Below are 25,451 nucleotides of genomic sequence, written 5' to 3' on the forward strand. Positions count from 1 at the left end.
TGACGTACCGTCAATTGTGCCGCCGGGGGCCGTGCCCCTCCGGGCGACGTCAGCTGCCGCGCGCCCCGGGAGGCCTGCCGTGAACGACGACCGCCCCGTCCCCCTCGACGAATACCCCGTGCACCAGGTCCCGCTGTCCATGAAGCACGTCGCGAGCGGCGACCGCAACGCCTACGACCGCTGCATCTTCCACGTCCTCGACCACCGGGGCCGGGCCCTGCTCATCGTCGGTCTCGGCGTCTATCCGAACGTCGGGGTGACCGACGCGTTCGCCACGCTGCGGCTCGGCGACGCGCTGCACGCCGTCCGGGCCTCCGACGCCCTCGGCGACGACCGGACGAACCTGGCCGTGGGGCCCCTGCGGATCACCGTCGAGGAACCGCTGCGCCGGCTGCGGCTGCGCTGCGACGACGATTCCCTGGCCTACGACCTCACCTGGACCGCCGACTTCCCGGCCCTCTGGGAGCCGCACCACGTCCAGCGCCGCGGCGGCCGGCTCACCCTGGAGGGCCGCCGTTTCGTGCAGGCGGGCGGCGTCGAGGGCGTCATCCGGGTCGGGGGCGACGAGATGGCCGTGGACCCGGCGGAGTGGACCGGAACCCGGGACCGCAGCTGGGGCGTGCGCCCCATCCCCGGGGAGGAGGGCGGCCGGCTCGCCGCGGAGAACCCGACCGAGGGATTCCACTGGATCTGGTGCCCGGTCCGCTTCGAGGACCGGTTCCTGATGGTCGTCGTCCAGGAGGACGCCGACGGGTACCGCACGCTCGGCGACGCCATGCTCGTGCGCGAAGGCGAGCGGGATCTCCAGCTCGGCTGGCCCCAGGCCGACATCACCTACCGCCCCGGCACCCGCCACCCCGAGTCGGCCGTCGTCCACCTGACCCGCTCCGCGGACCGCAAACCGCTGGAGCTGGGTGTGGAGGTACTGGCCTCGTCCCCGCTCGCGGTCGGCGCGGGCTATCCGCCGGCCGACGACTGGCAGCACGGCACCTGGCGCGGCCGCGGCTGGAGGGACCACCGGGTGTACGACCTCTCGGACCCGGCCGCGCACCCCCTCGCCCGCTACGGGGTGACCGACCACTCCGCTCGCTTCACCCTCGACGGGCGGGTCGGACACGGGATCTTCGAGCACGGCTCGTTCGGCCGCCACGATCCGAGCGGCTTCACCGGGTTCGACTCGGTCGCGCCCTGAGAGGAGTAGGCCAGATGGCCACGGCACCCCGGCCCCGTACGACCACCCGTGACCCCGAGGAGCTCACGCGCCGGCTGAGCGCCTGGCTCGGCACCCGCCTGCCGGGCGCGGAAGCGGTGAACGTGAGCGTCCCCGAGTCCAACGGCCTGTCCAGCGAGACCCTGCTGTTCGACCTCGAACACCCCGAACCACCGCTGAGGGGCTGCGCGTTGAGGCTCGCGGCGGACCCGGGCGCGTACACCGTGTTCCCCGTCTACGACATGGTCCGGCAGTACCGGACCATGCGTCTGGTCCGCGAGCGCGGCGGTCTGCCGGTGCCGCGCGTGCTGTGGCTGGAGGAGGACCCCGGACCGCTCGGGGCGCCGTTCTTCGTGATGGAACGCGTCACCGGGCGCGTGCCTCCCGACGTCATGCCCTACACGTACGAGGGCAATTGGCTGCACGCGGCGAGCGATCGGGACCGCGAGCACCTGGAGGCGGCCTCGATCGCGCTGCTCGCCCGCCTCCACGACCGAGTACCCCTGAAGGAGGCGGACTTCCTCGCTCTGCCCGGGGACGGCAGCCCGCTCCGCCGCCATGTCACGGCCCAACGCGCCTACTACGCCTGGGTGATCGAGGGCCTGTCGCCGTCCCCGCTCATAGAGAGCGCCTTCGACCGGCTGGAGGCGCTGTGGCCGCGCGACGAGGGCGAGGCGGTGCTCAACTGGGGCGACGCGCGCATCGGGAACGTCGTCTACGACGGCTTCGACCCCGTCGCGGTGCTCGACTGGGAGATGGCGGCACCGGCCCCGCGCGAGGTCGACCTCGGCTGGACCGTCTACCTGCACCGCTTCTTCCAGGACCTGACCGAGGGATTCGGGCAGAGCGGGCTGCCCGGCTTCCTGCGCCGCGACCGGGTCGAGGCCCGGTACGCGGCACTCACCGGCCACACACCCCGCGACATGGACTTCTACACGCTGTACGCCGCCCTGCGGCACGCGATCGTCATGCTGCGCATCGCCTACCGCCAGGCGTACTTCGGCGAGGTGAGCGTCCCCCCGGACCCGGACACACTGATCCTGCACCACGGCAGCCTGCGGGCCATGGTGCAGGGCAGCTACTGGGACGAAGCGGGCCGTACCCGTTGAAGGCGTCGAACCGTCAGGCCGCGCGCCGCAGTTCGGAGACCCGCATGGGGACCGAGCCCGGTCCGCCCACGTGGGAGAACGGCTGCGTACGCCAGTTCAGCCCCTGAGGGAGCGTCAGCAGGAGAGCGGTGTCCTGCTGCTGGGGCTCCTCGATGTCGTCCGCGGAGGGCGCCTCGGCGGCCGCACGGCCCGTGCCCGAACAGACGGTGAGCCCGAACGGGTTCCACGGGGAGGCGCACAGGGCGTGCTCCGGCAGGAACTCCTCGTCGGCGAGCAGCGCGATGGGCTGCGCGCAGTCCGGGCAGATCACCCGGTACATCTCGAACGTGTCGTACGCGTCGAACTCGTCGCCTTCGAGGGCGTCGGATTCGACGCCCTCCGGCTCGGGTTCGAGAACGGCCTGCTGCCGCTTGGGCGCGGTACGACCAGGACGCTTAAGACTCTGCATGGGATTCTCCCCCTCGGGTGGGCCGACAAGGCGCTGCGACCTCGACCACAGCAAGCACTTCCCGTCCCGTCTCCGCGGTAATCACGCGAAGTTCGCGGACTCGGTTGCATTCATGTGTCCTTCGTCACATGCCGCCCGCAGGTGCCCCGCCTGGCGGAAAACCGACGGCCGAAGGACGGGCCACCGGGACAGGGCCACATCACAAAGCGGTTATGACCTGCACCGCTGAGGTATCCCGGGGTGTCGGGCGCCCTGTAGGTTCTTGCGCCATGGAGGAGCTGGACCGACAGATCGTGCAGCTGCTCGTCGCAGACGGGCGGATGAGTTACACCGACCTGGGCAAGGCCACGGGCCTGTCCACGTCCGCCGTGCACCAGCGGGTGCGCCGCCTCGAACAGCGCGGCGTCATCCGGGGCTACGCCGCGGTCGTGGACCCGGAGGCCGTCGGGCTGCCCCTGACCGCCTTCATCTCGGTGAAACCGTTCGACCCGAGCGCCCCCGACGACATCGCCGAACGCCTCGCCGGCGTACCGGAGATCGAGGCCTGCCACAGCGTCGCGGGCGACGAGAACTACATCCTCAAGGTGCGGGTCTCGACCCCGCACGAACTGGAGGAGCTCCTCGGCAGGCTGCGCGCGCTCGCGGGTGTGTCGACGCGCACCACGGTCGTCCTGTCGACGCCCTACGAATCCCGTCCTCCCCGCATCTGAGGAGTTCGCCGCGCGGCCGAGGGGCTCGCCCCGCGTCCGAGCGGTTCGCCCCGCGCCTGCGGAGTTCGCTGCGGCGAACCCGCCGGGACACCGGCCCGCCGCCGGGCGGACGGAGCCGGCCGCCGCGCCGTGCCGGACACCCGGGCGACCGCCGGCCGCGGGCAGGCGCGAGACTGTTCCCATGAGTGAGAGCACCGCCCCGTCGGACACCGTGCTGCTGCGCGGTGGAGAAGTCCACAGCCCCGCCGATCCCTTCGCCACCGCCATGGTGGTGGAACGCGGCCAGATCGCCTGGGTCGGCTCGGAAGGCGCCGCCGACGCCTTCGCCGACGGCGTCGACGAGGTCGTCGACCTCGAAGGCGCCCTCGTCACCCCGGCGTTCACCGACGCGCACGTGCACACCACCGCCACCGGCCTCGCGCTCACCGGCCTCGACCTGTCCGGCGCGCCGGCCCTGGAGGCCGCCCTCGCCCTCGTCCGCGACTTCGCCGCCGCCCGCCCCGGCGACCGGGTCCTCCTCGGCCACGGCTGGGACGCGGCCCGCTGGCCCGGCGGCCGGCCCCCGGCCCGCGCGGAGCTCGACGCCGCCACCGGCGGACGCCCGCTCTACCTCTCCCGCATCGACGTGCATTCCGCCGTGGCCACCAGCGCGCTCCTCGACCTGGTCCCCGGTGTCACCGCGCTCGCCGGGTACGCGGCCGACGGCCCCCTGACCCGCGACGCCCACCACGCCGTGCGCGCCGCCGCCCTCGGCGCCGTCGGCGCGGAGCAGCGCACCGGGGCGCAGCGCGCCGCGCTCGCCCACGCCGCCTCGCTCGGCATCGGCTCCGTCCACGAGTGCGCGGGCCCCGAGATCTCCTCCGAGGACGACTTCACCGGCCTGCTGCGGCTCGCCGCCGAGGAGCCCGGACCGCGGGTGGTGGGCTACTGGGCCGACCGCGACGTCGAGAAGGCGCGGGCCCTCGGCGCGGCCGGCGCGGCCGGCGACCTGTTCGTCGACGGCTCCCTCGGCTCGCACACCGCCTGTCTGCACGAGCCGTACCTGGACGCGGACCACACGGGAATCGTCCACCTCGACGCGGCCGCGGTCGCCGAGCACGTGGTGGCCTGCACCGAGGCGGGCCTCCAGGCGGGCTTCCACGCCATCGGGGACGCCGCGGTGGCCTCCGTGGTCGCCGGAGTCCGCGCCGCCGCGGAGAAGGTCGGCCTGGCCCGCGTGCGCGCCGCCCGGCACCGCGTCGAGCACGCCGAGATGCTCACCCCCGAGACCGTCGCGGGTTTCGCCGAGCTCGGCCTCACCGCCTCCGTGCAGCCCGCCTTCGACGCGCTGTGGGGCGGCGAGGACGGCATGTACGCCCAGCGGCTCGGCACCGCCCGGGCCAGGACGCTCAACCCGTTCGCGGCGCTGCTGCGCGCCGGTGTGCCGCTGGCCTTCGGGTCCGACAGCCCGGTGACCCCGCTCGACCCGTGGGGCACCGTGCGCGCGGCGGCCTTCCACCGCACGCCTGAGCACCGGGTGTCCGTACGGGCCGCCTTCACCGCCCACACCCGGGGCGGCTGGCGGGCGGTCGGACGCGACGACGCGGGCGTCCTGGTGCCGGGCGCGCCCGCGGACTACGCGGTGTGGCGTACCGGGCGGCTCGTCGTCCAGGCCCCCGACGACCGGGTCGCCCGCTGGTCCACCGACCCTCGCTCCGGCACTCCCGGGCTCCCGGACCTGACTCCCGGCGGTGACCTGCCCGTCTGTCTGCGCACGGTGGTCGGCGGGCGCACGGTATTCGTACGGCCTAACGAGTGATGTACCGGGGTGCCGGGCGCTCTTGCGGGGTCCGGCACCCCGACGTTCCACCTGCGCATCCTCGGCTCTGACCTGGGCTTTGTCGGTAAAGCCGCAGATCAAGCCAGTGTTGACAGCCTGCCGCAGGGGGCGGGTAGGTTCGGCCCGTCCACCACCGGACGGCCGACCGGGGAACTTCCGACGGCCTCGCGGCGCCGCTGGGTCAGGGGTGGTGCGCCGCACCGGCGCACCGGCCACTGGGAGCCAGGCCCAGCACCGGCGCCACGAGGCGAGGGAACGTTCCGACACGTCGGCAGGTGCGACCCGGGTGGGGCCCGGACGTTCAGTAGACAACGGCTTTCGGTCGACCCGCAGCCAGCGGGTCCCAGGTCGGCCCGAAGGGCGCCGGGCCCCGATCCGCAGCACTCCGCGGGACGCGATTTCCGGTCCGGAGCGTCCGCTCTTACCCGTCTCATGGCGAATCGACACCCCCATAGGGCCGCTGCGACGCAGGAGCGCAGGCTGGGCGCACTATGGTGGAGCCCTGCGTACGGATACGAAGGGGCAGCAGTGAACGACGGCGACGGGACCCTCGCGGCGGAAGCCCAGGGGAGGCGGTTCGGCCCGCTCGGCACGGCCTTGGTGATCATTCCGACCTACAACGAGGCGGAGAACATCAAGAAGATCGTCGGCCGGGTGCGAGCAGCCGTGCCCGAGGCGCACGTGCTGGTGGCGGACGACAACAGCCCCGACGGCACGGGCAAGCTCGCCGACGAGCTGGCCGCGGACGACGAGAACGTCCAGGTTCTCCACCGCAAGGGCAAGGAAGGCCTCGGCGCCGCCTACCTCGCGGGGTTCCGCTGGGGTCTGGAGCACGGCTACGGCGTCCTCATCGAGATGGACGCCGACGGTTCGCACCAGCCGGAGGAGCTTCCCCGCCTGCTGACCGCGCTCAAGGGCGCGGACCTCGTCCTCGGCTCGCGCTGGGTCCCGGGCGGCCGCGTGGTGAACTGGCCCAAGTCCCGCGAGTTCATCTCGCGCGGCGGCAGCCTCTACTCCCGCGTCCTGCTCGACGTGCCGATCCGGGACGTGACGGGCGGCTACCGCGCCTTCCGCCGCGAGACCCTCGAAGGCCTCGGCCTCGGTGAGGTCGCCTCGCAGGGCTACTGCTTCCAGGTCGACCTCGCCCGCCGTGCGGTGAAGGCCGGCTATCACGTCGTCGAGGTCCCGATCACCTTCGTGGAACGCGAACTGGGCGACTCCAAGATGAGCCGCGACATCCTCGTGGAGGCGCTGTGGCGCGTCACCACCTGGGGAGTGGGCGAGCGCGTCGGCAGGATCACGGCCCGCCGCAAGCGGCCCTGACCCGCTCCGGCACCTCCGCCGCCGTACGAGGCGTACTCGCCGGTCCGTCCGGCCTGGGTCCGGCCGTCATCCGCCCCGGACCGGGACCGTGACCGGGCCGTCCCTGCCCGGTCCGGTGAGCCGACCCACCGGGCGGGTCCTGCTCGGTCCGGTGAGCCCGTCCGAGGCCCCGAGTCCGGGGCGCGGGTCCGGGTCCGGTTGCCTCTGGGGACCCGCGGTGTGAGCGTCCGCTTATCCCGATCTGAGGCGCGCCCAGGCACACTGGGAGCATGACGACTGGCGTTTCGACCCCCACCCGCCCGCAGCGCTCGCGGCTGCGCACCTTCCTGCCGCTCGGCGTCGCGGTGTGGCTGGTGCTGGAGATCTGGCTGCTGACGCTCGTCGCGCACGCCACGAGCGGCTTCGCGGTGTTCCTGCTGCTCGTCGCCGGGTTCGTCCTCGGCTCCGTGGTCATCAAGCGGGCCGGCCGCCGTGCCTTCCGCAACCTCAACCAGACGTTCCAGCAGGCGCAGAGCGGTGTCATGCCCACGAGCGGCGGGAGCAGCCGGGGCAACGGCCTGACGATGCTCGGCGGTCTGCTCCTGATGATCCCGGGGCTGATCTCCGACGCGATCGGTCTGCTCCTGCTGATTCCCCCGGTCCAGAAGCTGGTCAGCCGCTCCGCGCAGGGCGCCTTCGAGCGCAGGGTGCGGCTCGCGACCCCCGGTTCCGTCGGCGACGCCCTCCAGCAGGCCCGTATCCACCGTCCCGACGGCAAGGTGGTCCAGGGCGAGGTCATCAGGGACGACGCGCCCGGCGAGCCCGGCGGCCCCTATCCGCCCCTGAACCGCTAGCGGGCGTCTGCACCGTCACCACTCCGCCGGGATCCCGGACCGCCGTGACGCGGTCCGGGACCCCGGCGGTCGTCGTGTCCCGAGTCCACCGGCACACGGCCGTCACCGGGGTCCACCGGAACGCGGCCGCCCTGGTGCACCGGGAGGCGGCACTCACGCGGGTCCACCGGCACACGGCCGTCACCCGGGTGGTCCACCGGAACGCACGAGACCGCGGGCCCCGTACCTGAAGTACGGTGCCCGCGGTCTCGGCGTGCGGTGTATGCCGCTCGACCCTCGAAGGGGTCAGGCGGACTTGCGGCTGTCCCGCGGATGCACCGCGATGTTCATCGCGCCGGAGCGAAGAACGGCCAGACGCTCCTCGAGGACCTCTTCGAGCTCCTCGCGAGTGCGCCGCTCCATCAGCATGTCCCAGTGCGTGCGCGCGGGCTTCGCCTTCTTCTCCTCAGGGCCGTCGCCGTCGACGAGAAGTGCCTGGGCCCCGCAGACCTTGCACTCCCACTCCGGCGGAATTTCGGCCTCCACCGAGAAGGGCATCTCAAACCGGTGCCCCTTCTCGCATGCGTACTCCACGGCCTGGCGCGGGGCCAGGTCGATGCCGCGGTCCGTCTCATAGCTGGTCACTACGAGGCGTGTGCCGCGAAGAGCTCGCTCACTCATGAATCGTGCCTCCCGGGCTTGTCGCCCACAGGACAGGTGTCGCTGTCGTCGTCATCCGGTCAACGTCCGGTCGGCGGTAAAGATTCCCGTTGTGGGTCATGCGTCGCCGTCGTAGCCGCCCCTTGTTGTACCCACCGTCGCCCGCTTTGTCACATCTGGCATCAGATGTCACCCAACGCTTCCGTATCATTGACGCGCAGTAACGGTACGGCAGGCAGGCCAAACGCGTACACTACCGCTCTTTGGCCCCGGACGCTAAATCATCTCGGGTACGGGATTGCCCGCGTCCCGCACGGCCTGCCGCACCGGGACGCGCGCGAGCAGGACGAAGCCGATGACGAAGAAGACCACGAGCGAGATGATCGCGTCCCGGTAGCTTCCCGTCAGCTGGAACGTCAGCCCGAACAGCAGCGGTCCCAGCCAGCTCATCCCGCGGTCGCTCATCTCGTACGCGGAGAAGTACTCGGCCTCCTTGCCGCTCGGCACGAGGTGCGAGAACAGCGAGCGCGACAGCGCCTGGCTGCCGCCGAGGACCAGTCCGATGCAGGACGCCAGGACGAAGAACCACACCGGCGCGCCCGCGGGCAGGAAGTACCCGGCGCCGAGTGTGAGCGTCCACGCGACGAGTGAGCCGAGAATGGTGCGTTTGGCGCCGTACGTACGAGCCAACCGGCCCATGCCCAGTGCGCCGCCGACCGCGAGCACCTGGACCAGGAGTACGGCCGTGATCAGGGTCGACTGGCTGAGGCCCAGTTCCTCGGAGCCGTAGACCGAGGCCTGCGAGATGACCGTCTGGATGCCGTCGTTGTAGATGAGGTAGGCGAGCAGGAAGGAAAGGGTGAGGGGCTGGCGGCGCATGTCCCGCACCGTGGCGGCCAGCTGCCGCCATCCGTGCGCGGACGTCCCGGCGGAGGCGGAGGGCGACCGGCGTTCGCGCAGCCGCTTCAGCGGTACGAGCGTGAAGGCGCCCCACCAGACACCGGCCGAGGCCAGACAGATGCGCACGGCCGTCGACTCGGAGACGCCGAAGCTGTCATGGGCCGTGAACAGGACCAGGTTCGCCACCAGGACCAGCGAGCCCGCCGCGTATCCGAACGCCCAGCCCCGGGAGGAGACGGCGTCGCGCTCCTCGGGCGGGGCGATCTGCGGCAGGTAGGAGTTGTACAGGACCATCGAGACGGCCAGCGAGGCGTTCGCGACGATCAGCAGCAGCCCGCCGAGCAGATAGCGGTCGCCGTCCAGGAAGAACATGCCGGTGGTGGCCGCGGCGCCGAGATAGGCCGCGGCCGCGAGCAGCGGCTTCTTGCGGCCCGTGCGGTCGGCGGCCGCGCCCGCCATCGGCATCACGACGATCGACAGGATGACCGAGGCGGAGACCGCGTACGCGAAGAAGGAACCGGCGCGGACCGGAATCCCCAGCGGATGGACGAACCCGTCCGCGTCCGCCGCGTGCTTGGCCACCGCCGTCAGATAGGGGCCGAGGAACACGGTGAGCACGCTCGTCGAATAGACGGAGCAGGCCCAGTCGTAGAAGTACCAGCCGCGCTGTTCCCGCCGGCGCTCCGCGGCCTCGTCGGCCGCCTCCGCCCGCACGGTGTCCGTGCTCACCCGTGCCCTCGTTTCCCCGTGAACGGACCGCGCGAGGAGGCTCAGAACCAGGTGCCCCGGTCTTCCAGGACCTTGCGCAGCGTGTCGATGTGATCGGTCATGATGCCATCGACTCCCAGGTCCAGGAGCCGGTGCATGCGTTCCGATTCGTTCACGGTCCACACGTGCACCTGGAGCCCGCGCGCGTGGGCGGCCCGTACGAAGCGGCGGTCGACCACCGGGACACCCGACTGCGTCTCGGGAACCTGGGCCGCGACCGCGGAGCGGCGGACCGCCGCCGGCACGCCCCAGGAGCGGAGCCGCAGGTTGAGCACCCCGCGGGTGCCGAACGAGGTCGCGAGGCGCGGTCCGGCGAGATGCTGGGCCCGGGTCACGCGCGCCTCGGAGAACGAGCCGACGCAGATCCGGTCCCAGGTGTCGGTGCGCTCGATCAGATCCAGCAGCGGCAGCAGGGCGGGCTCGGCCTTCACGTCGATGTTCCAGCGCACGTCGGGGAGCTCCTCCAGCAGCTCCTCGAAGAGCGGGACGGGCTCCTTGCCCGCCACGCGCGCCTGGCGCACGTCCTCCCAGGGGAGGTCCGCGATCCGGCCCGCGCCGTCGGTCACCCGGTCCAGGGTCGTGTCGTGGAAGGCGACGAGCCTGTCGTCCGCCGTGGCGTGCACGTCGGTCTCGATGTAGCGGTATCCGGCGTCGGCCGCCCGCCGGAACTGGGCCAGGGTGTTCTCCAGGCCGTCCGCCGACCCGCCGCGGTGCGCGAAGGGGATCGGGCCGGGGTGGTCCAGGTAGGGATGAAGGGTGCGCGTGCTCACCCGGGCAGTATGGCGTGCTCGGGTTGACCCGGGGCGACAACGGCGCTGACGGCCGGTGCCGGACGGGCGGCGAACACCCGCAGGAAGAGCTGGGCCAGGGGGCCGATGGCCACGGCGTAGAGCACCGTGCCGATCCCGACCGTGCCGCCGAGCGCGAAGCCGGTGACGACGACGGCCACTTCGAGGACGGTGCGCACGAGCCGGACCGAGCGGCCCGTACGCCGGTGCAGTCCGGTCATCAGACCGTCGCGGGGCCCCGGGCCGAAGCTGGCCGAGATGTACAGGCCGGTGGCCATGCCGTTCAGCACCACACCCGCCACCAGCAGCGGAATCCGCACGGCCAGGGAGTGGACGTCCGGGACCAGCGCGAGCGTGCCGTCCATCGCCAGACCGACCGCGAAGACGTTGGAGACGGTCCCGAGGCCGGGCCGCTGGCGCAGCGGGATCCACAGGAGCAGCACCGCGGCCCCCACGATGATCGACACCACGCCGATCGTCAGGCCGGTCAGCTCGGCGAGACCCTGGTGCAGTACGTTCCACGGTTCGAGACCGAGGCCCGCCTCCACGAGCAGGGCCGAGCTGGCGCCATACAGGGCGAGGCCCACGTAGAGCTGGACGAGACGGCGGGGGAGCCGCCCGGATCCGGGAGTCCCGGCGGGTGAGGACTCGGAGCGTGTGGACACGGGATGCCCCTCAGTGGTGGTAGTGGCCTGGCGCATGACACTCTGTGGCTTGAGAAGTGGCTTCATCCATGGCCAATTCGGGGAAGGTGGACTGGAATCATGGCGCAGTGGACTTCGGCGGTGGGGGCCGCCCAGCTGGCCCGGCTCCTCAACTCCCAGCAGGAGCGGCCCGCGGGACCGGGGACCCGGCGTCCGCCCGCGTACCGCGCGCTCGCCGACGGGGTGCGGCTGCTCGTGCTGGAAGGCCGGGTTCCGGTCGCCGCCCGGCTGCCCGCGGAGCGGGAACTGGCCCTGGCCCTGTCGGTCAGCCGTACGACCGTCGCGGCGGCCTACGAGGCGCTGCGCGCGGAGGGCTTCCTGGAGTCGCGCCGCGGGGCGGGCAGCTGGACCGCCGTCCCGGCCGGGAATCCACTGCCCGCACGCGGTCTCGAACCGCTGCCGCCCGAGACCCTCGGCTCGATGATCGACCTCGGCTGCGCCGCGCTGCCCGCGCCCGAGCCATGGCTGACCCGCGCCGTCCAGGGCGCCCTGGAGGAGTTGCCGCCGTACGCGCACACGCACGGCGACTATCCCGCCGGGCTGCCCGCGCTGCGCGCCATGCTCGCCGAGCGGTACACCGCGCGCGGGATCCCGACCATGCCCGAGCAGATCATGGTGACCACCGGCGCGATGGGCGCGATCGACGCGATCTGCCATCTCTTCGCGGGCCGCGGCGAGCGCATCGCCGTCGAGTCCCCCTCCTACGCCAACATCCTTCAGCTGATGCGGGAGGCCGGTGCCCGGCTGGTGCCCGTCGCGATGGCCGAGGGCCTGGCCGGCTGGGACATGGACCGCTGGCGCCAGGTCCTGCGCGACGCCGCGCCCCGCCTCGCGTACGTCGTCGCCGACTTCCACAATCCCACCGGCGCGCTCGCCGACGAGGACCAGCGGCGCGGGCTCGTGGACGCGGCGCGCTCGGCCGGAACGGTCCTCGTCGTCGACGAGACGATGAGCGAGCTCCATCTGGACGAGGGGCTGGAGATGCCGCGCCCCGTGTGCGCCTTCGACCCGGCCGGCTCGACCGTGATCACCGTGGGCTCGGCGAGCAAGGCCTTCTGGGCGGGCATGCGGATCGGCTGGGTGCGGGCCGCTCCCGACGTCATCCGCAGCCTGGTCGCCGCGCGCGCCTACGCCGACCTCGGCACGCCCGTGCTCGAACAGCTCGCGGTCAACTGGCTGCTCAGCACGGGCGGCTGGGAGCAGGCCGTCGACATCCGGCGCGACCAGGCGCGGGAGAACCGCGACGCCCTCGTGGCGGCCCTGCGCCGGGAGCTGCCCCGCTGGGAGTTCTCCGTGCCGCGCGGCGGTCTGACGCTGTGGGTGCGCACGGGCGGTCTGTCCGGGTCGCGGCTGGCCGAGGTCGGCGAGCGCGTGGGCGTACGGGTGCCCTCGGGGCCCCGGTTCGGGGTGGACGGCGCCTTCGAGGGCTATGTGCGGCTGCCGTTCACGGTGGGCGGCGCGGTGGCGGACGAGGCGGCGACCCGACTGGCCGCCGCCGCCCGGCTGGTGGAGACGGGCGTCAGCGCGGCGGACGAGAGCCCCCGGACGTTCGTGGCCTAGCCGCCCGGCCGATCCGAGTCCCTTCCGGTCAGGGCTTCCCCGGGAAGGGCGGCATCTCCGCTCGGGCCGCCCCGGGAGGGGTGGCATCGGTACGAGGCGGGCGGGCCCGGGAGTCGTGGGATCGGCACCCGGGACCGCTCGGGAACGGTGGATCGGCGCCGGGAACCCCCGGGACGACGGACCCGGTGACGGCGAACGGGCCGGGAACCCGCTGAGGGTTTCCGGCCCGGTCCGTCGCGTCGAGCGGCCCTTCGGGGAGGGGCGGTGTCCCTATCCCTCGGCCACCGCGGCCCCGGCGATCCCGGCGACCTCGGAGGGCGCCTGCCCGACCGCGTCGCCCGGGGTCGTCCGCTCCGGCAGCAGGTCGAGGACCGCCCGCCGCTGGCTCTCGCTCGTGGCGTCGTCGTACGGGTCCGGTGTGGCCGGGACCTGGAGGCGCAGGACGGGCCCGGTGCCCAGGCGGGCGTAGCCGCGGCCGGGCGGCACGTCCCGGGTCGGAGTGGTGTGCGGGGGAGCGCCCAGGACCGCTTCGAGCTGGGCGTCCGGCACGGCACCGAGCACCACGCGCGCGCGGGTGTGCTGGTGGACGGCCTCACCGAGGGAGTCGAGGCTCTCGGCGTGCTCGGCGACCACGACCGTGACGCCCGCCGGGCGGCCGTGTCGCAGCGGGGTCTGGAGCAGCGACATCGGGTCCTCGCGCCCGTCGGCGGCGGCCAGATGACCGAGCGCGCTCGGCCGGTCCACCAGGATCCACAGCGGGTTCCTGATGTCCTCGGGGGCGGGGTGCCCGGCCTGACGGGCCCGGTTCGCGGCGATCAGCCGCCGCTCGGTCTCGTGCGCCGCCCACTCCAGACTGGCGAGCGCCCCGCCCGTCGAGCACTCGACGGCCAGGACGCCCTCGCGCCCGGTCAGGCACGCGTACTCGCCGGTGCCTCCGCCGTCCACGACGACGACATCGCCGTACTGGAGGGCCTGCAGGGCGATCGAGCGCAGCAGGGTGGTGGTGCCGGAGCCCGGTTCGCCCGTGATCAGCAGATGCGGTTCGGTGGAGCGGGCGCCCGTGCGCCAGACGACCGGAGGGACGTCCCGCCGCTCCTCGCCGTGGGTCAGCGGGAGCGTGCGCCGGACGTCACCCGGATCGGTGAATCCGAGGACCGTCTCGCCGGGCGCGGTGACGAAGCGCTGGGCGGCGATGTCGGTCGGCAGGGGCGGCAGGACCGTGACGGTGAGTTCGTTGCCCTCCTCGTCCCAGTCGAAGTGGTACTCACGGCCGCGGCCCGACTTGGCGTGCAGCAGCTGCTCGATGCGCGCGCGGGAGTCCGCCTCGCCGTCCGTGAAGTACGCCGGGTAGTGGACGAGCAGCCGGGAGATCCGTCCGTCGTCGTCGAACTCGTACGAGGCGAACGCCTTCTCCCAGTCGCCGCCGTGGGCGTACAGGGGAGCGGGGTCGTCGGCCGCGGAGAAGTAGGGGACGAGCGCCTCGTAGAGGGACTGGAGGCGTCCGGTCTGTGCCTCGTCCGGGCCGGTCGCGGGCGGTGGGGTGCGCTCGCGACCGGTCCAGGCCGCCGCCGCCATCAGGGTGATGACGGCGAGCAGCGGTCCGTACGGCACCAGAGCCACGATCAGGACGACCGAGGCCACCAGGAACAGCAGCGGTCCGCGCCGGTCCTTGGGGGTGGCGGCCCACTTGCGCCGTCCGGCCGCTGCCAGCCGGCGCAGTCCACGGGTGACCGTGATCAGTGGATGGAGGACATCGGTGGCGCTGTCGGCTGCCGTCCGGGCCAGCTCCCGGCTCTTGGCGATCTGTGCGGTGCCGTTGCTGAGGATGCGGGGGAGAGGGCGCCGTGCCACTGCTGTCTCCTGTTAGGTGCGTACGAGGTGGGGGACGTCGTCAGAACTTGATCCCGCCGAGGAGGCCCGCCAGGCTCTCCCCGCCGGCCTTGATGCTCGGCGCGATGGCCGTGCTCGCGAGGTAGAAGCCGAAGAGCGCGGCCACCAGGGCGTGCGACGCCTTCAGCCCGTCCTTCTTGAAGAAGAGGAAGACGATGATGCCGAGAAGGACGACGCCTGACATGGACAGAATCATTTGAGCTCTCCTGGTTCGTGGGGACGGTCACCATGAGTTGTCCCAGGATCACAGCATGTATCCATACGATAAAAGGTGCAAGCGGGTGAAAAACGGCTGATTTCACTCGTGCGACGGAGCCGTCTTGACCCGTCTGAGCTGCCCTGTTGCACCCGATGCGCACTTTGTGATCTTTGCCGCGGAGGATGCCTGTCATGTGCCGCCGGAGCCAGTACGCTGTCGATTCACCCGAACGGTTGCAGTGAGAGGCGGTCCGGCAGATGAGCGAAGCCCCCGACCCCGAGGTCGTGGAGCTCGCGACCAAGATCTTCGATCTGGCGCGACGCGGCGAGACGGAGGCGCTCGTGGCGTACGTGGACGCGGGTGTTCCGGCCGACCTCACCAACGACCGCGGCGACTCGCTCGTGATGCTCGCCGCCTACCACGGTCACGCCGAGGCGGTCCGCGCCCTGCTGGACCGCGGGGCCGAGGCCGACCGGATCAACGACCGGGGCCAGACCCCCCTCGCCGGGGCCGTCTTCAAGGGCGAGGAAGCCGTCATCCGGGTCCTTCTGAAGGCAGGTGCCGATCCGGGGGCGGGCACCCCGTCGGCCGTGGACACCGCCCGCATGTTTGCCAAGACCGACCTGCTCGAATTGTTCGGCACGTCATGAATCGAACGCTCTGACCAGGCGAAACGCAGGAAAAAAGGGAGGCGGAACGGGGCCGCCGGAAATACGGTCGCGGCAGGAAGAACGACCGGGTCATCATGACGACGTGATTCACGGACGCGATGGCTGGGCAGAAGTTGCCGCACCGCGCGGGCCGTGACTCGGCCCGCATGGGCCACCTACGAGAGGCAGAGGAAGATGGTCTACAGCAAGCAAGAGACGGCGGGCGCCCCGACGTGTTGTCACGCGGCCAGGTAATGCAGGATCCCGGTTGCGTCGACGCTTGATGTGAGGCTGTTTCCCATGTTCGATCCGGTCATAGCGCCCAGCGGTACCCTGCTCGGCCTGCTCCAGAGGGGCCGCGGCGACGGCACGCTGCACGCGCTCACCGCACCGCGGGCCGAGGCGCTCGCGGCACTGAACCACTGTGTCCTCAGGGACCCCCGCCACGACTGGCAGGTGGAGAACCGCTCCCTGTACTACGCCCGTCTCTACCTCGATCTGAGCGGCGAGCTCGACGAGATCGAGCGGCACCTCTTCGACGCCGAGGACATCCTCGACGACTGCGAGTCACGCACGGGACTCGCCCTCGCCGTCCTCGGGCACCTCGCCTCCTACGGCAGGCGGGACGCGCTCGAACTGCTGCGCAGGTACGCCGCGGCCGGCTCCAACTGGGCCTGGGCCCTGGACGAACTGGCCCTGCGCGACGACGACGCGGGCCTGCGCGCCCTCGCCGTCCCCGTGCTCGCCCGGTTCCCGGCCGACCCCGAGGGCGAGGCCGCCCTCGCCGCCGCCGTGCGCGACGCCTTCGAGCCACGGCCCTGGCGGCTGTGGGCCGACGACGCCCGCACGTCCGTCGCCACCCGGGTGCGCACCGCCCAGGAGGCCGGTTCCTTCGACCGCTGGCAACGCCAGATGCGGCCCTCGGGACCCCGCCCGGGGTGGAGCGTCGGCGCCGTCTTCGAATGGGCCCAGCAGGGCATCGAACGCGGAGCCGCCCTGCACGTCCCGGCCGCCCGCTGCCTGACCGCCGTCGCAGGGCCCGACGACCGGCCCGAGATCGTCGAGGCCGCACGCCACGGCGCGGAGGGCGCGCGCTGCACCGCCCTGCGCTATCTCGCCGACGGCAACGACCCGGACGCCCTCGACCTGATCGAGGCGGCCGTCGCGGACGGCTCGACAGCCGTCTCCGAGGCCGCCGTCGACGCCTTCGAACGGATGCGGAGCGTCGCCGCCGTCGACCGGGCCCGCGGCTGGGCCCACCGGCCCGACGCCCTCGGCGCCGCCGCCGGCCGCGTCCTCGCCTGCCGGGGCGGAGCACACGACCGCGATCTCGTCCTGGCCGCCCTGCGCGAGGCGGTACGGGGCGAGGGCCCCGACGCGCCGACCCTGTGGACCCTCGTCGACGGCACCGGACGGCTCGGCATCGCCTGTGCCGCACCCGTGCTGCGGCACATCTACCGGGAGACCGCGTCCTCGCACCTGCGCCAGCGCGCCGCCCGCGCCCTGGCCGCCACCGATCCCTCCTTCCCCGCGGGCTTCGCCGTCGAATGCCTCTGGGACTGCGAGGAGACCACCCGGGAGACCGCCGCCCGGCACGCCGAGACCGGTGACGCGCGCGTGGTGGACCAACTGCGCCGGCTCGCGGCGGATCCGGCCGAGGAGGCCGAAGTCCAGACAGCCGTACGGAGCAGGATCGGGCCCGACATGCCGGCCGTATGAACGTTCGGTGACCCGGGAGTCAGGAGCGCGTGGACGGGGGCTGACCTGCTCGGGGGCGGAGGGCAACGCTCACGGGACGTTCATCGTTCGCATAGATCCACGTTGACGCGGCCACGTCCAGCCGGGCGAGAACACCCGTATGCGTGTCGTCATCGTGACCGAATCCTTTCCCCCCGATGTGAACGGCGTGGCCCACTGCGCGCTCCAGACCGCCCGGCACCTCGTCGATCGCGGTCACGCTCCCCTCGTCGTCGCCCCGGCCACCTCCCCCAAGCCCCCGGCCGTCCCCGAACAGGGCGGCACCCCCGCCGGGAACGGGCCCGACGCCCTCGCGCCGTGCCCCGTCGTCCGTGTCCCCTCCATACCGCTCCCGGGCTACCCCCAGGTACGCGTCGCCCTCCCCAGCCGGCGCGTCGCCGCGGCGATCACCGAACACCGCGCCGACATCGTCCACCTGGCCAGCCCCTTCATCCTCGGCGTCCGCGGCATGGCGGCCGCCGCCCGGCTCGGCATCCCCGCCGTGGCCGTCTACCAGACCGACCTGGCCGGATACGCCCGCACGTACATCAGCGCGGGTGAGGCCACCGCCTGGCGGCGCATCCGCTCGGTGCACGCCGCCGCCGACCGCACGCTCGCGCCCTCCAGCGCCGCCCTCGGCGACCTGGAGGCGCACGGCGTGCCCCGGGTGCGGCTGTGGGCACGCGGAGTCGACACGGCCCGCTTCCACCCCGCCCGCCGCGACGCCGCGCTGCGCCGCGAACTGGCGCCGAACGGCGAGCTGATCGTCGGCTACGTCGGCCGCCTCGCCCCCGAGAAGCACGTCGAACTGCTCTCCGGCGTCTGCGAGCTGGACGGGGTCAAGGTCGTCGTGGTCGGCGACGGACCCAGCGAGGCCGGGCTGCGCGGCGCGCTCCCCGGCGCCGTCTTCCTCGGCCGGCGCACCGGCGGCGAACTCGCCCGGATCTTCGCCTCCCTCGACGTCTTCGCGCACACCGGCCCCTTCGAGACCTTCTGCCAGACCGTGCAGGAGGCCATGGCCAGCGGCGTGCCCGTCGTCGCGCCCGCCGCGGGCGGACCGCTCGACCTGGTCGACCACGGGCGCACCGGACTGCTGGTCCCGCCGCGCGACGCCGACGCCGTACGGGACGCGGTGCGCACCCTCGCCGTCGACCCCGCCCTGCGGGCGGCCTACGGCGCCGCCGGACACGCCATGGTCGAGGGCCGCACCTGGGCCGCCGTGGGCGACCAGCTCATCGCCCACTACGAGGACGTACTCTCCGCACGGAAGCTGGTGGCGGCATGAGCCTGCGCATCGTACGGCTCGCCAACTTCGTCGCCCCCTCCTCCGGAGGACTGCGCACCGCCCTGCGGGAGCTGGGGACCGGCTATCTCGCGGCCGGACACGAACCGGTCCTCGTCATCCCCGGCGAGCGCGCGAGCGAGCGCGACACCGAACAGGGGCGGGTGATCACCCTGCCCGGACCGCTGCTGCCCGGCACCGGCGGCTACCGCGTCCTCACCGACAGACGCGGGGTCGCCCGGCTCCTGGAGTCGCTCGCCCCCGACCGCCTGGAGGTCTCCGACCGCACCACCCTGCGCTGGACCGGGGTGTGGGCGCGACGCGCCCGGGTGCCCGCGGTGATGGTCTCCCACGAGACCGCCGACGGTGTGCTGCGCACCTGGGGACTGTCCGAGGCCATGGCCCGCCGCACCGCGGACGCCCTCAACGTCCGCACCGCGCACTCCTACGCGCGCGTGGTGTGCACCACGGAGTTCGCCGAGCGCGAGTTCGTGCGGATCGGCGCCCGCAACGTCGTACGCGCTCCTCTGGGCGTCGATCTGGTGGACCGGCACCCCGCCCTGCGCGACCCCGCGCTCCGCGCCCGCCACGCGCGCGCGGACCAGGTCCTGCTCGTGATGTGCTCCCGGCTCTCGGTCGAGAAGCGCCCCGGTACGGCGCTCGACGCGCTGGAGGCGCTGCTGCGGCGCGGCGAACGGGCCGTGCTCGTCGTCGCTGGCGACGGGCCGCTCAGGGCCCGGCTCGAGGCGCGCGCCCGGGAACGGCGGCTGCCCGTCACCTTCCTCGGCCACGTCGGCGACCGCACCCTGCTCGGCTCGCTCCAGGCCTCGGCGGACGTGTGCCTGGCACCGGGGCCCGCGGAGACCTTCGGGCTCGCCGCCCTGGAGGCGATGGCCTGCGGCACCCCCGTCGTCGCCAGCGCGCTCTCCGCGCTGCCGGAGATCGTCGGCTCCGCCGGCGCCACCGCGGCCGACAACGGGGACTCCTTCGCCGACGCGGTGCGCCTGCTGCTCGGCCGCGCCGAGGGCGAGCGCAGGCAGGCCGCACGCGCGCGTGCGGAGTGCTTCGGCTGGGACGCCGCCGTGGCGGGCTTCCTCGCCGCGCACGACGCGGTGGCCGTGCCCCGGCCGCGCCTCCAGGAGGGCGTGGCATGAGACCGGTTCGGTTCGTCGCCCTCGGGGACTCCCTCACGGAGGGCGTCGGCGACCGCGTGGGGGACCGGTGGCGCGGGTGGGCCGAGCTGCTCGCCCCGGGGCTAGCCCAAGCGGACGCGCCCGTGAGCTTCACCAACCTCGCGGTCAGCGGGGCGCAGACCTGGGACGTCCTCGAACGTCAGACCCCGGCGGCGCTCGCCCTGGAGCCCGACATCGTCTCCGTCGTGATCGGCGTCAACGACACCCTGCGGTACACCTTCGACATCCGCTCGGTGGCCGAACGGCTCGACACGGTGTACTCGGCGTTCCGCGCGCGCGGAACGACCGTCCTGACGGCCTGCCTCCCGGACCCCGGCTCGATGCTCGGGCTGCCAGCAGCCCTCGCCCGGCCGCTGGCCCGGCGTCAGCACGCCGTCAACGCCGTAGTGCACGCGCTCTCGGAGCGGCACGGGGCGATGCATCTGCACGCGGCGGAGGAGGAGTGGCTCGAGGACCGCTCCGTCTGGAGCTCCGACCGGCTGCACCCCGGGGAGCTGGGACACCGTCAGCTGGCCCTGCGCTTCCACGCGCTGCTCGCCCGGGAAGGGCTCGCTGGCGGCGCCACCCCCTCGGCCGAGGCCGAGTTCCCCGCTCCGACTCGCGCCGCGAGCCTGCTGTGGCTGGCGACGGCGGGCACGGGCTGGGTGGCCAGGCGCTGCACCGACCTGCTGCCCCAGCTGCTCACCCTGGCCGCGTCCGAGGTGCGCCACCGGGCCCGGGGCACCAGCGCCCGCCTCGATCTGAGCGCCTCGCACGCCGTCGCGTCCGCCCTGGCGGCGCTGTCGGTGGCGGAACGGCCGGACGTGGCCTGAGGAGCAGGGGCAGGCGGCCCGGGGAGCGGGTGGACGCGGCCCGGGAGCGAGCGGACGCATGGGGGAGACGCCGGGCGGACACGGGCCCGGCGCCTTCCCCCGTCCTTCCCCGTACGGCGCGACGCGTGTCCCTCCGCGTACGGCGCGACGCGTGTCCTTCCGCGTACGGCGCGACGCGCGTTCCTCCGCGTACGGCGCGACGCGTGTCCTTCCGCGTACGGCGCGACGCGCGTTCCTCCGCGTACGGCGCACCCGGGCGCCGTCCCGCGTGAGGCGCCGCGGCGGTGTCACCCACGGCGTCACCCGCGCCGTACGGCCAGGAAGCGCACCGGGGTTCCCGGTACCGCCTGGGCGGCCGCCGCGAGATCGCCGGGGCGGACCACCGCGATCACCGGGTAGCCCCCGGTGGTCGGATGGTCGGCGAGGAAGACGACCGGGCGGCCGTCGGGCGGCACCTGGACGGCACCCAGCACCATGCCCTCGCTGGGCAGTTCGCCGGTGACGGCCCGTTCCAGCGGGGGCCCCTCCGTACGCAGGCCGATGCGGTTGCTCGCCGGCGAGACCCGGTAGACGCGCGTGGTGAGCGTCCGCAGGGCGGGCCCCGTGAACCAGCTCTCGCGCGGGCCGAGGGTCACGCGCAGCACCAGCTCGGCGGGCGGGGCGCGGTGCGGGACGACGTCCACGCACGCGTGGAGGGTGCCGGGACTCCCCAGGGGAAGCACGGTGCCGTCCACCAGGGGTGGCGGGCCGAGCCCCGAGAGGAGGTCGGTCGAGCGGCTGCCGAGCACCGGATCGACCGCCACGCCCCCGGACACGGCCACATAGCTCCGTAGCCCCCCGCGCGCGGAACCGACGTCCAGGAGCGCTCCCGCCGGCACCCGGACGGGAGCGCCCCAGGCGACCGGGCGGCCCTCGACCCGCACCGGGCAGGGCGCTCCGGTCACCGCCACCGTGACCGCGGAACGGGGGCGCAGGGCACAGCCGTCGACCGTCGTCTCCAGCACGGCCGCCCCGGCGGGGTTGGCGACGAGCCGGTTGGCGAGCGCGGCGGCGGGCGGGTCGAGCGCCCCGGACCGCGGTACGCCGAGATGGGCGTGGCCGGGCCGCCCCCGGTCCTGGACGGTGGTCAGGGCCCCGGCCCGCACCACGACGAGGGCCCGGTCGCTCATGAACACCCTTCCGGTACGAAGCGCACCCGCGTGCCGGGGGACAGCAGCGCGGCCGGCACGCGCGCGTGGTCCCACAGCACCGCGTCCGTCGTGCCGATCAGCTGCCAGCCGCCCGGCGAACTGCGCGGGTACACACCGGTGTACGGGCCCGCGAGCGCCACCGAGCCCGCGGGGACCACTGTCCGCGGGGTCGCCCGGCGCGGTACGTCGTACCTCTGCGGCAGCCCCGTGAGGTAGCCGAATCCGGGCGCGAACCCGCAGAAGGCGACGCGGAACCCGGCCGCCGCGTGGATCTCCGGCACCTCGCGCACCGCCACTCCCCAGCAGGCCGCCACGTCCGCGAGATCGGGACCGTCGTACCGTACCGGGATCTCGACGGTGACGTCCGCGCGCGCGGACAGCGGGGGGATGTCCCAGCCGGGCAGCACTTCCGCGAGCCGCGCGGGCTCCTCCAGGCCGTCCAGGAGGACCGTACGGGCCGCCGGGACGATCTCGCGCACCGACAGCGAGCCCTCCGCGCGGCGCCGCAACAGCTCGGCGTGCAGGGCCTGGGCGGCCTCCCCCGAGGACACCTCGACCAGCAGCGCCCGGTCGCCGACGGGCAGGGCCCTCACGCGAACGCCTCCACCCGCACGCCCGAGGACTCCAGCGTCGCCCGTACCCGGCGGGCCAGTTCGACCGCGCCCGGTGTGTCCCCGTGCAGGCACAGCGACCGCGCCCGGACCGCGACACGTTCCCCGGTCCGGGCCGTGACCGTCCCGGAGCGTGCCAGGCCCAGGGAGCGTTCGACGACGGCCTCGGCCTCCGTGATCACCGCGCCCTCCTCGGCGCGCGGCACCAGCGTGCCCTCCCGGGTGTAGGCGCGGTCCGCGAACGCCTCGGCGACGACGGGCAGTCCGGCCTCCCCGGCGGTCCTCAGGAAGTGCGAGGACGGCAGACCGAGCACGGGCAGATCGGCGCCCGCGAGGAGGACGCCCTCGACGACGGCCGCCGCCTGTTCCTCGTCGTGCACGACCCGGTTGTACAGAGCGCCGTGCGGCTTCACATAGGCCACCCGGGAGCCCGCCGCGCGCGCGAAGACCTCCAGGGCGCCTATCTGGTAGGCGACTTCGGCCGCCAGTTCCGCGGACGGCACGTCCATCGCCCGCCGCCCGAACCCGGCCAGGTCCCGGTAGGAGACCTGGGCCCCGATCCGTACACCCCGCTCCGCGGCCCGTTCGCAGACCCGGCGCATGGTGACCGCGTCCCCGGCGTGGAAACCACAGGCCACGTTGGCGCTGGTCACGACGGACAGCAGCTGTTCGTCGTCGGTCAGCCGCCAGCGGCCGAAGCCCTCGCCGAGATCGGCGTTGAGATCGATACGGGTCATGGGCTGCCGTTCCTCCTCGTCCGGCCCTTTCAGGCCACTCGGTACTGCTCGTCGCGGGTGTCGGTGATGAACATGCGGCCGGGCGCGTGGGTGATCGCGAACGGCGGACGGGACGCCATCACGGCCGCCTGGGGTGTCACTCCGCAGGCCCAGAACACCGGGATGTCGTCCGGGGCCGCGACCACCGGATCGCCGAAGTCGGGGCGCGAGAGGTCCTCGATGCCGAGCCCGGCGGGGTCGCCGCAGTGCACCGGGGAGCCGTGCACGGCGGGCAGCAGACTGCTCTCCCGGATCGCCGTGCTCAGGTGCTCGGGCGGCACCGGGCGCATCGACACGACCATGGGGCCGCGCAGCCGGCCCGCCGGCCGGCACTGACGCGCCGTCACGTACATCGAGACGTTGCGGCCCTGCTCGATGTGGCGCATCGGCACACCCGCGGCGCTCAGCGCCCACTCGAAGGTGAAGCTGCACCCGATCAGGAACGACACCAGGTCGGACCGCCAGTACGCGAGGACGTCCGTGGGCTCGGCCACCAACTCGCCGTCCTCCCACACCCGGTAGCCCGGCAGGTCGGTGCGCAGATCGGCGCCCCGGGCGAGCACCGTGCTCCAGGAGCCGGCGTCGGTGACGTCGAGGACGGGACACGGCTTCGGGTTGCGCTGGCAGAACAGCAGCATGTCGTACGCCCAGTCGGCGGGCACCGAGACGAGGTTCGCCTGGGCGTGGCCCGCGGCGATCCCGGCGGTGGGCACCGAGAGGCCGGAGCGGAACCGCCGACGGGCTCGTCCGGGGGTCCACGCGTGCGCGTGGGAGGGGTTCTTCGCCGGGCCGGCCGAGTCGTCGCCCGGGAGGGCGGAGGACCGGACCTGGAGGGTTTCGTTCACAGCAGCTCCTTGCCACGCGTCTCGGGAAGTCCGGTCAGGGCGAGTGCGGCCAGGGCGTAGCCGACGGCGCCGAAGACCAGCGCTCCGCCCACGCCCCAGCTGTCGGCCAGGAAGCCGACCGTGGTCGGGAAGGCCGCGCCGACGGCCCGCCCGGTGTTGTACGCGAAGCCCTGTCCTGTGCCCCGTACGGCCGCCGGATACAGCTCGCTGAGGAACGATCCGAAACCGCTGAAGATGGCCGACATGCAGAAGCCGAGGGGGAATCCGAGCACCAGGAGGAGGGTGTCGGCGCCGCTCGGGATGTTCGCGTAGGCGAGGACGCAGACCGCGGAGAGGACCGCGAAGAGCAGGATGTTGCGCTTGCGGCCCAGTCTGTCGGTGAGGAGTCCTCCGGTGAGGTAGCCGAGGAAGGCCCCGGAGATCAGGAGGGTCAGGTAACCGCCGGTGCCCACGACAGACAGGCCGCGCTCCGTCTTCAGATAGGTGGGAACCCAGGTGGCGAGCGTGTAGTAGCCGCCCTGGACGCCGGTGGAGAGCAGGACCGCGAAGAACGTGGTGCGCAGCAGGCCGGGGGTCTCGGGGGTGCCGCGCCTGAAGAGGGCGGTGAACGAGCCCTTGTCCTCGCTCCTCTCGCGGACCGCGGCCGCCCCGGGAGCGTCGTGCACGTGGCGCCGGACCCACAGCACGAGCAGCGCGGGCAGCGCGCCGGTCCAGAACATCACGCGCCAGGCGAGCCCGTCGTCGAGGTACTGGAACACCAGCGTGTAGACGACCACCGCCAGGCCCCAGCCGACGGCCCAGGCGCTCTGGACCGCGCCGAGGGTGCGCCCGCGGTGCCGGGGGCTCGCGTACTCGGCGACCAGGACCGCGCCGACCGCCCACTCGCCTCCGAAGCCGAGGCCCTGGAGGGCGCGGAAGACCAGCAGCGTCTCGTAGTTCGGCGCGAAACCGCAGGCCACGGTGAACACCGCGTAGGTGATCACGGTGATCATCAGCGCCCTGACGCGTCCGATCCGGTCCGCGACCACGCCCGCGGCGGCGCCGCCGACGGCGGACACGACCAGGGTGACCGTGGTGAACAGGCCCGTCTGGCCGCTGTCGAGGCCGAAGTAGGCCGCCAGGGCGACCATGCTCAGCGGCAGGGTGAAGTAGTCGTACGCGTCGAGGCCGTAGCCGCCGAACGCGCCGCCGAAGGCGCGCCGGCCCCGGGGGCCGAGGGCGTGCAGCCAGCCGAACGCGCCCTCCCGGGCGGCGGGTTCGCCCGTGGGGGCCTGGGTGTCCGGTGTCGGGGCGTGGGACGGAGGGGTCGTGCTCATGGGCACCTCGCATTGAGGGACGGAGAGTGCGTGAGGACTGAGCCGAGCCGTGCGGAAGCCTTTGGGCGCCCGGCAGTTCGCGTTCCGCGGGTGCGGAGAGCTGTGTGCGCGGGGTGGTTCGGGAAGTGCGTGTGCGGTC

General features: G+C 73.4%; 24 protein-coding genes. 12 read left to right on the top strand and 12 right to left on the bottom strand.

Annotation, left to right across the window (positions count from 1 at the left end):
* Positions 1-79 precede the first annotated feature (79 nt).
* Both ACFWI4_RS14175 and ACFWI4_RS14180 read left to right on the top strand, forming a co-directional pair.
* A complete protein-coding gene (locus ACFWI4_RS14175) occupies positions 80-1,192 on the top strand; it encodes a hypothetical protein (RefSeq protein ID WP_387195090.1) in 1,113 nt (370 codons plus the stop codon).
* A gap of 14 nt (positions 1,193-1,206) precedes the next feature.
* The gene (locus ACFWI4_RS14180; protein WP_387195093.1) at positions 1,207-2,319 is read left to right on the top strand and encodes a phosphotransferase family protein; all 1,113 of its coding nucleotides are present in this window, start codon (positions 1,207-1,209) and stop codon (positions 2,317-2,319) included.
* Positions 2,320-2,332: 13 nt separating this feature from the next.
* Here the strand turns inward: ACFWI4_RS14180 and ACFWI4_RS14185 are convergent, their stop codons facing one another.
* Positions 2,333-2,767, bottom strand: coding sequence for a hypothetical protein (locus ACFWI4_RS14185; protein ID WP_385399322.1), 435 nt, complete (start codon positions 2,765-2,767; stop codon positions 2,333-2,335).
* A 269-nt stretch (positions 2,768-3,036) separates the two neighbouring features.
* Here ACFWI4_RS14185 and ACFWI4_RS14190 point away from each other — a divergent pair, with 269 nt between their 5' ends.
* The 4 genes from ACFWI4_RS14190 (at position 3,037) to fxsA (ending at position 7,452) form a co-directional block, all read left to right on the top strand.
* Positions 3,037-3,477 carry an Lrp/AsnC family transcriptional regulator gene (locus ACFWI4_RS14190; RefSeq protein ID WP_037621061.1) on the top strand — a complete coding sequence of 147 codons (441 nt, stop codon included), beginning with the start codon at positions 3,037-3,039 and terminating at the stop codon, positions 3,475-3,477.
* A 181-nt stretch (positions 3,478-3,658) separates the two neighbouring features.
* Positions 3,659-5,275, top strand: coding sequence for an amidohydrolase (locus ACFWI4_RS14195; RefSeq protein ID WP_387195096.1), 1,617 nt, complete (start codon positions 3,659-3,661; stop codon positions 5,273-5,275).
* Between the two features lie 549 nt (positions 5,276-5,824).
* Positions 5,825-6,619, top strand: coding sequence for a polyprenol monophosphomannose synthase (locus tag ACFWI4_RS14200; RefSeq protein WP_387195099.1), 795 nt, complete (start codon positions 5,825-5,827; stop codon positions 6,617-6,619).
* 269 nt (positions 6,620-6,888) lie between these two features.
* Entirely contained in the window at positions 6,889-7,452 is a 564-nt protein-coding gene (gene fxsA, locus ACFWI4_RS14205; protein ID WP_387195102.1) for an FxsA family membrane protein, read from the top strand.
* 285 nt (positions 7,453-7,737) lie between these two features.
* Here the strand turns inward: fxsA and ACFWI4_RS14210 are convergent, their stop codons facing one another.
* The 4 genes from ACFWI4_RS14210 to ACFWI4_RS14225 form a co-directional block, all read right to left on the bottom strand.
* Positions 7,738-8,112, bottom strand: coding sequence for an RNA polymerase-binding protein RbpA (locus tag ACFWI4_RS14210; RefSeq protein WP_003977404.1), 375 nt, complete (start codon positions 8,110-8,112; stop codon positions 7,738-7,740).
* A gap of 255 nt (positions 8,113-8,367) precedes the next feature.
* Positions 8,368-9,720, bottom strand: coding sequence for an MFS transporter (locus ACFWI4_RS14215; RefSeq protein ID WP_387195105.1), 1,353 nt, complete (start codon positions 9,718-9,720; stop codon positions 8,368-8,370).
* A gap of 41 nt (positions 9,721-9,761) precedes the next feature.
* Entirely contained in the window at positions 9,762-10,529 is a 768-nt protein-coding gene (locus ACFWI4_RS14220) for a glycerophosphodiester phosphodiesterase (protein WP_387195108.1), read from the bottom strand.
* Entirely contained in the window at positions 10,526-11,248 is a 723-nt protein-coding gene (locus ACFWI4_RS14225; protein WP_387195111.1) for a YitT family protein, read from the bottom strand. Before ACFWI4_RS14225 ends, ACFWI4_RS14220 begins: the two co-directional genes overlap by 4 nt.
* Before the next feature lie 63 nt (positions 11,249-11,311).
* Between ACFWI4_RS14225 and ACFWI4_RS14230 the strand changes: the two genes are divergently transcribed.
* Positions 11,312-12,811, top strand: a complete 1,500-nt coding sequence (locus tag ACFWI4_RS14230) for a PLP-dependent aminotransferase family protein (RefSeq protein ID WP_387195114.1) — start codon at positions 11,312-11,314, stop codon at positions 12,809-12,811.
* A 270-nt stretch (positions 12,812-13,081) separates the two neighbouring features.
* Here ACFWI4_RS14230 and ACFWI4_RS14235 read toward each other — a convergent pair whose 3' ends face one another.
* Entirely contained in the window at positions 13,082-14,662 is a 1,581-nt protein-coding gene (locus tag ACFWI4_RS14235; RefSeq protein ID WP_387195120.1) for a hypothetical protein, read from the bottom strand.
* Between the two features lie 40 nt (positions 14,663-14,702).
* Positions 14,703-14,897, bottom strand: coding sequence for a hypothetical protein (locus ACFWI4_RS14240; protein ID WP_037621052.1), 195 nt, complete (start codon positions 14,895-14,897; stop codon positions 14,703-14,705).
* 260 nt (positions 14,898-15,157) lie between these two features.
* Here ACFWI4_RS14240 and ACFWI4_RS14245 point away from each other — a divergent pair, with 260 nt between their 5' ends.
* The 5 genes from ACFWI4_RS14245 (at position 15,158) to ACFWI4_RS14265 (ending at position 20,574) form a co-directional block, all read left to right on the top strand.
* Positions 15,158-15,550 (top strand): ankyrin repeat domain-containing protein, encoded by a 393-nt coding sequence (locus tag ACFWI4_RS14245; RefSeq protein ID WP_387195123.1) that lies wholly within the window; start codon positions 15,158-15,160, stop codon positions 15,548-15,550.
* Positions 15,551-15,850: 300 nt separating this feature from the next.
* Entirely contained in the window at positions 15,851-17,269 is a 1,419-nt protein-coding gene (locus ACFWI4_RS14250) for a HEAT repeat domain-containing protein (RefSeq protein WP_385399343.1), read from the top strand.
* A 139-nt stretch (positions 17,270-17,408) separates the two neighbouring features.
* The gene (locus ACFWI4_RS14255) at positions 17,409-18,572 is read left to right on the top strand and encodes a glycosyltransferase family 4 protein (RefSeq protein WP_387195127.1); all 1,164 of its coding nucleotides are present in this window, start codon (positions 17,409-17,411) and stop codon (positions 18,570-18,572) included.
* On the top strand, positions 18,569-19,723 hold the full coding sequence (locus ACFWI4_RS14260; protein WP_387195130.1) for a glycosyltransferase: 1,155 nt from the start codon (positions 18,569-18,571) through the stop codon (positions 19,721-19,723). The genes ACFWI4_RS14255 and ACFWI4_RS14260 overlap by 4 nt, the downstream gene beginning before the upstream one ends.
* The gene (locus ACFWI4_RS14265) at positions 19,720-20,574 is read left to right on the top strand and encodes an SGNH/GDSL hydrolase family protein (protein WP_387195133.1); all 855 of its coding nucleotides are present in this window, start codon (positions 19,720-19,722) and stop codon (positions 20,572-20,574) included. The genes ACFWI4_RS14260 and ACFWI4_RS14265 overlap by 4 nt, the downstream gene beginning before the upstream one ends.
* A gap of 299 nt (positions 20,575-20,873) precedes the next feature.
* Here the strand turns inward: ACFWI4_RS14265 and ACFWI4_RS14270 are convergent, their stop codons facing one another.
* Genes ACFWI4_RS14270 through ACFWI4_RS14290 form a run of 5 tightly spaced genes read right to left on the bottom strand, consistent with a single transcriptional unit; the run spans position 20,874 to position 25,312 of the window.
* Entirely contained in the window at positions 20,874-21,743 is an 870-nt protein-coding gene (locus ACFWI4_RS14270; RefSeq protein WP_387195137.1) for a biotin-dependent carboxyltransferase family protein, read from the bottom strand.
* The gene (locus tag ACFWI4_RS14275; protein WP_387195140.1) at positions 21,740-22,357 is read right to left on the bottom strand and encodes an allophanate hydrolase subunit 1; all 618 of its coding nucleotides are present in this window, start codon (positions 22,355-22,357) and stop codon (positions 21,740-21,742) included. The genes ACFWI4_RS14270 and ACFWI4_RS14275 overlap by 4 nt, the downstream gene beginning before the upstream one ends.
* A complete protein-coding gene (locus tag ACFWI4_RS14280) occupies positions 22,354-23,112 on the bottom strand; it encodes a LamB/YcsF family protein (RefSeq protein WP_387195143.1) in 759 nt (252 codons plus the stop codon). Before ACFWI4_RS14280 ends, ACFWI4_RS14275 begins: the two co-directional genes overlap by 4 nt.
* A 29-nt stretch (positions 23,113-23,141) precedes the next feature.
* Positions 23,142-23,996: a putative hydro-lyase gene (locus ACFWI4_RS14285; RefSeq protein WP_387195146.1), complete on the bottom strand. Its 855-nt coding sequence runs from the start codon at positions 23,994-23,996 to the stop codon at positions 23,142-23,144.
* A complete protein-coding gene (locus ACFWI4_RS14290; RefSeq protein ID WP_387195149.1) occupies positions 23,993-25,312 on the bottom strand; it encodes an MFS transporter in 1,320 nt (439 codons plus the stop codon). The genes ACFWI4_RS14285 and ACFWI4_RS14290 overlap by 4 nt, the downstream gene beginning before the upstream one ends.
* Positions 25,313-25,451 lie beyond the last annotated feature (139 nt).

Origin of the sequence: Streptomyces sp. NPDC127038 (genome assembly GCF_042725875.1) — a bacterium.
GTDB lineage: Bacteria > Actinomycetota > Actinomycetes > Streptomycetales > Streptomycetaceae > Streptomyces.

Coding starts and splice junctions, on each gene's coding strand:
- ACFWI4_RS14180 (WP_387195093.1), top strand. CDS start 1,207: ATGGCCACGGCACCCCGGCCCCGTACGACCACCCGTGACCCCGAGGAG.
- ACFWI4_RS14185 (WP_385399322.1), bottom strand. CDS start 2,767: ATGCAGAGTCTTAAGCGTCCTGGTCGTACCGCGCCCAAGCGGCAGCAG.
- ACFWI4_RS14190 (WP_037621061.1), top strand. CDS start 3,037: ATGGAGGAGCTGGACCGACAGATCGTGCAGCTGCTCGTCGCAGACGGG.
- ACFWI4_RS14195 (WP_387195096.1), top strand. CDS start 3,659: ATGAGTGAGAGCACCGCCCCGTCGGACACCGTGCTGCTGCGCGGTGGA.
- fxsA (WP_387195102.1), top strand. CDS start 6,889: ATGACGACTGGCGTTTCGACCCCCACCCGCCCGCAGCGCTCGCGGCTG.
- ACFWI4_RS14210 (WP_003977404.1), bottom strand. CDS start 8,112: ATGAGTGAGCGAGCTCTTCGCGGCACACGCCTCGTAGTGACCAGCTAT.
- ACFWI4_RS14225 (WP_387195111.1), bottom strand. CDS start 11,248: ATGCGCCAGGCCACTACCACCACTGAGGGGCATCCCGTGTCCACACGC.
- ACFWI4_RS14230 (WP_387195114.1), top strand. CDS start 11,312: ATGGCGCAGTGGACTTCGGCGGTGGGGGCCGCCCAGCTGGCCCGGCTC.
- ACFWI4_RS14240 (WP_037621052.1), bottom strand. CDS start 14,897: ATGATTCTGTCCATGTCAGGCGTCGTCCTTCTCGGCATCATCGTCTTC.
- ACFWI4_RS14245 (WP_387195123.1), top strand. CDS start 15,158: ATGAGCGAAGCCCCCGACCCCGAGGTCGTGGAGCTCGCGACCAAGATC.
- ACFWI4_RS14250 (WP_385399343.1), top strand. CDS start 15,851: ATGTTCGATCCGGTCATAGCGCCCAGCGGTACCCTGCTCGGCCTGCTC.
- ACFWI4_RS14255 (WP_387195127.1), top strand. CDS start 17,409: ATGCGTGTCGTCATCGTGACCGAATCCTTTCCCCCCGATGTGAACGGC.
- ACFWI4_RS14260 (WP_387195130.1), top strand. CDS start 18,569: ATGAGCCTGCGCATCGTACGGCTCGCCAACTTCGTCGCCCCCTCCTCC.
- ACFWI4_RS14265 (WP_387195133.1), top strand. CDS start 19,720: ATGAGACCGGTTCGGTTCGTCGCCCTCGGGGACTCCCTCACGGAGGGC.
- ACFWI4_RS14270 (WP_387195137.1), bottom strand. CDS start 21,743: ATGAGCGACCGGGCCCTCGTCGTGGTGCGGGCCGGGGCCCTGACCACC.
- ACFWI4_RS14280 (WP_387195143.1), bottom strand. CDS start 23,112: ATGACCCGTATCGATCTCAACGCCGATCTCGGCGAGGGCTTCGGCCGC.
- ACFWI4_RS14290 (WP_387195149.1), bottom strand. CDS start 25,312: ATGAGCACGACCCCTCCGTCCCACGCCCCGACACCGGACACCCAGGCC.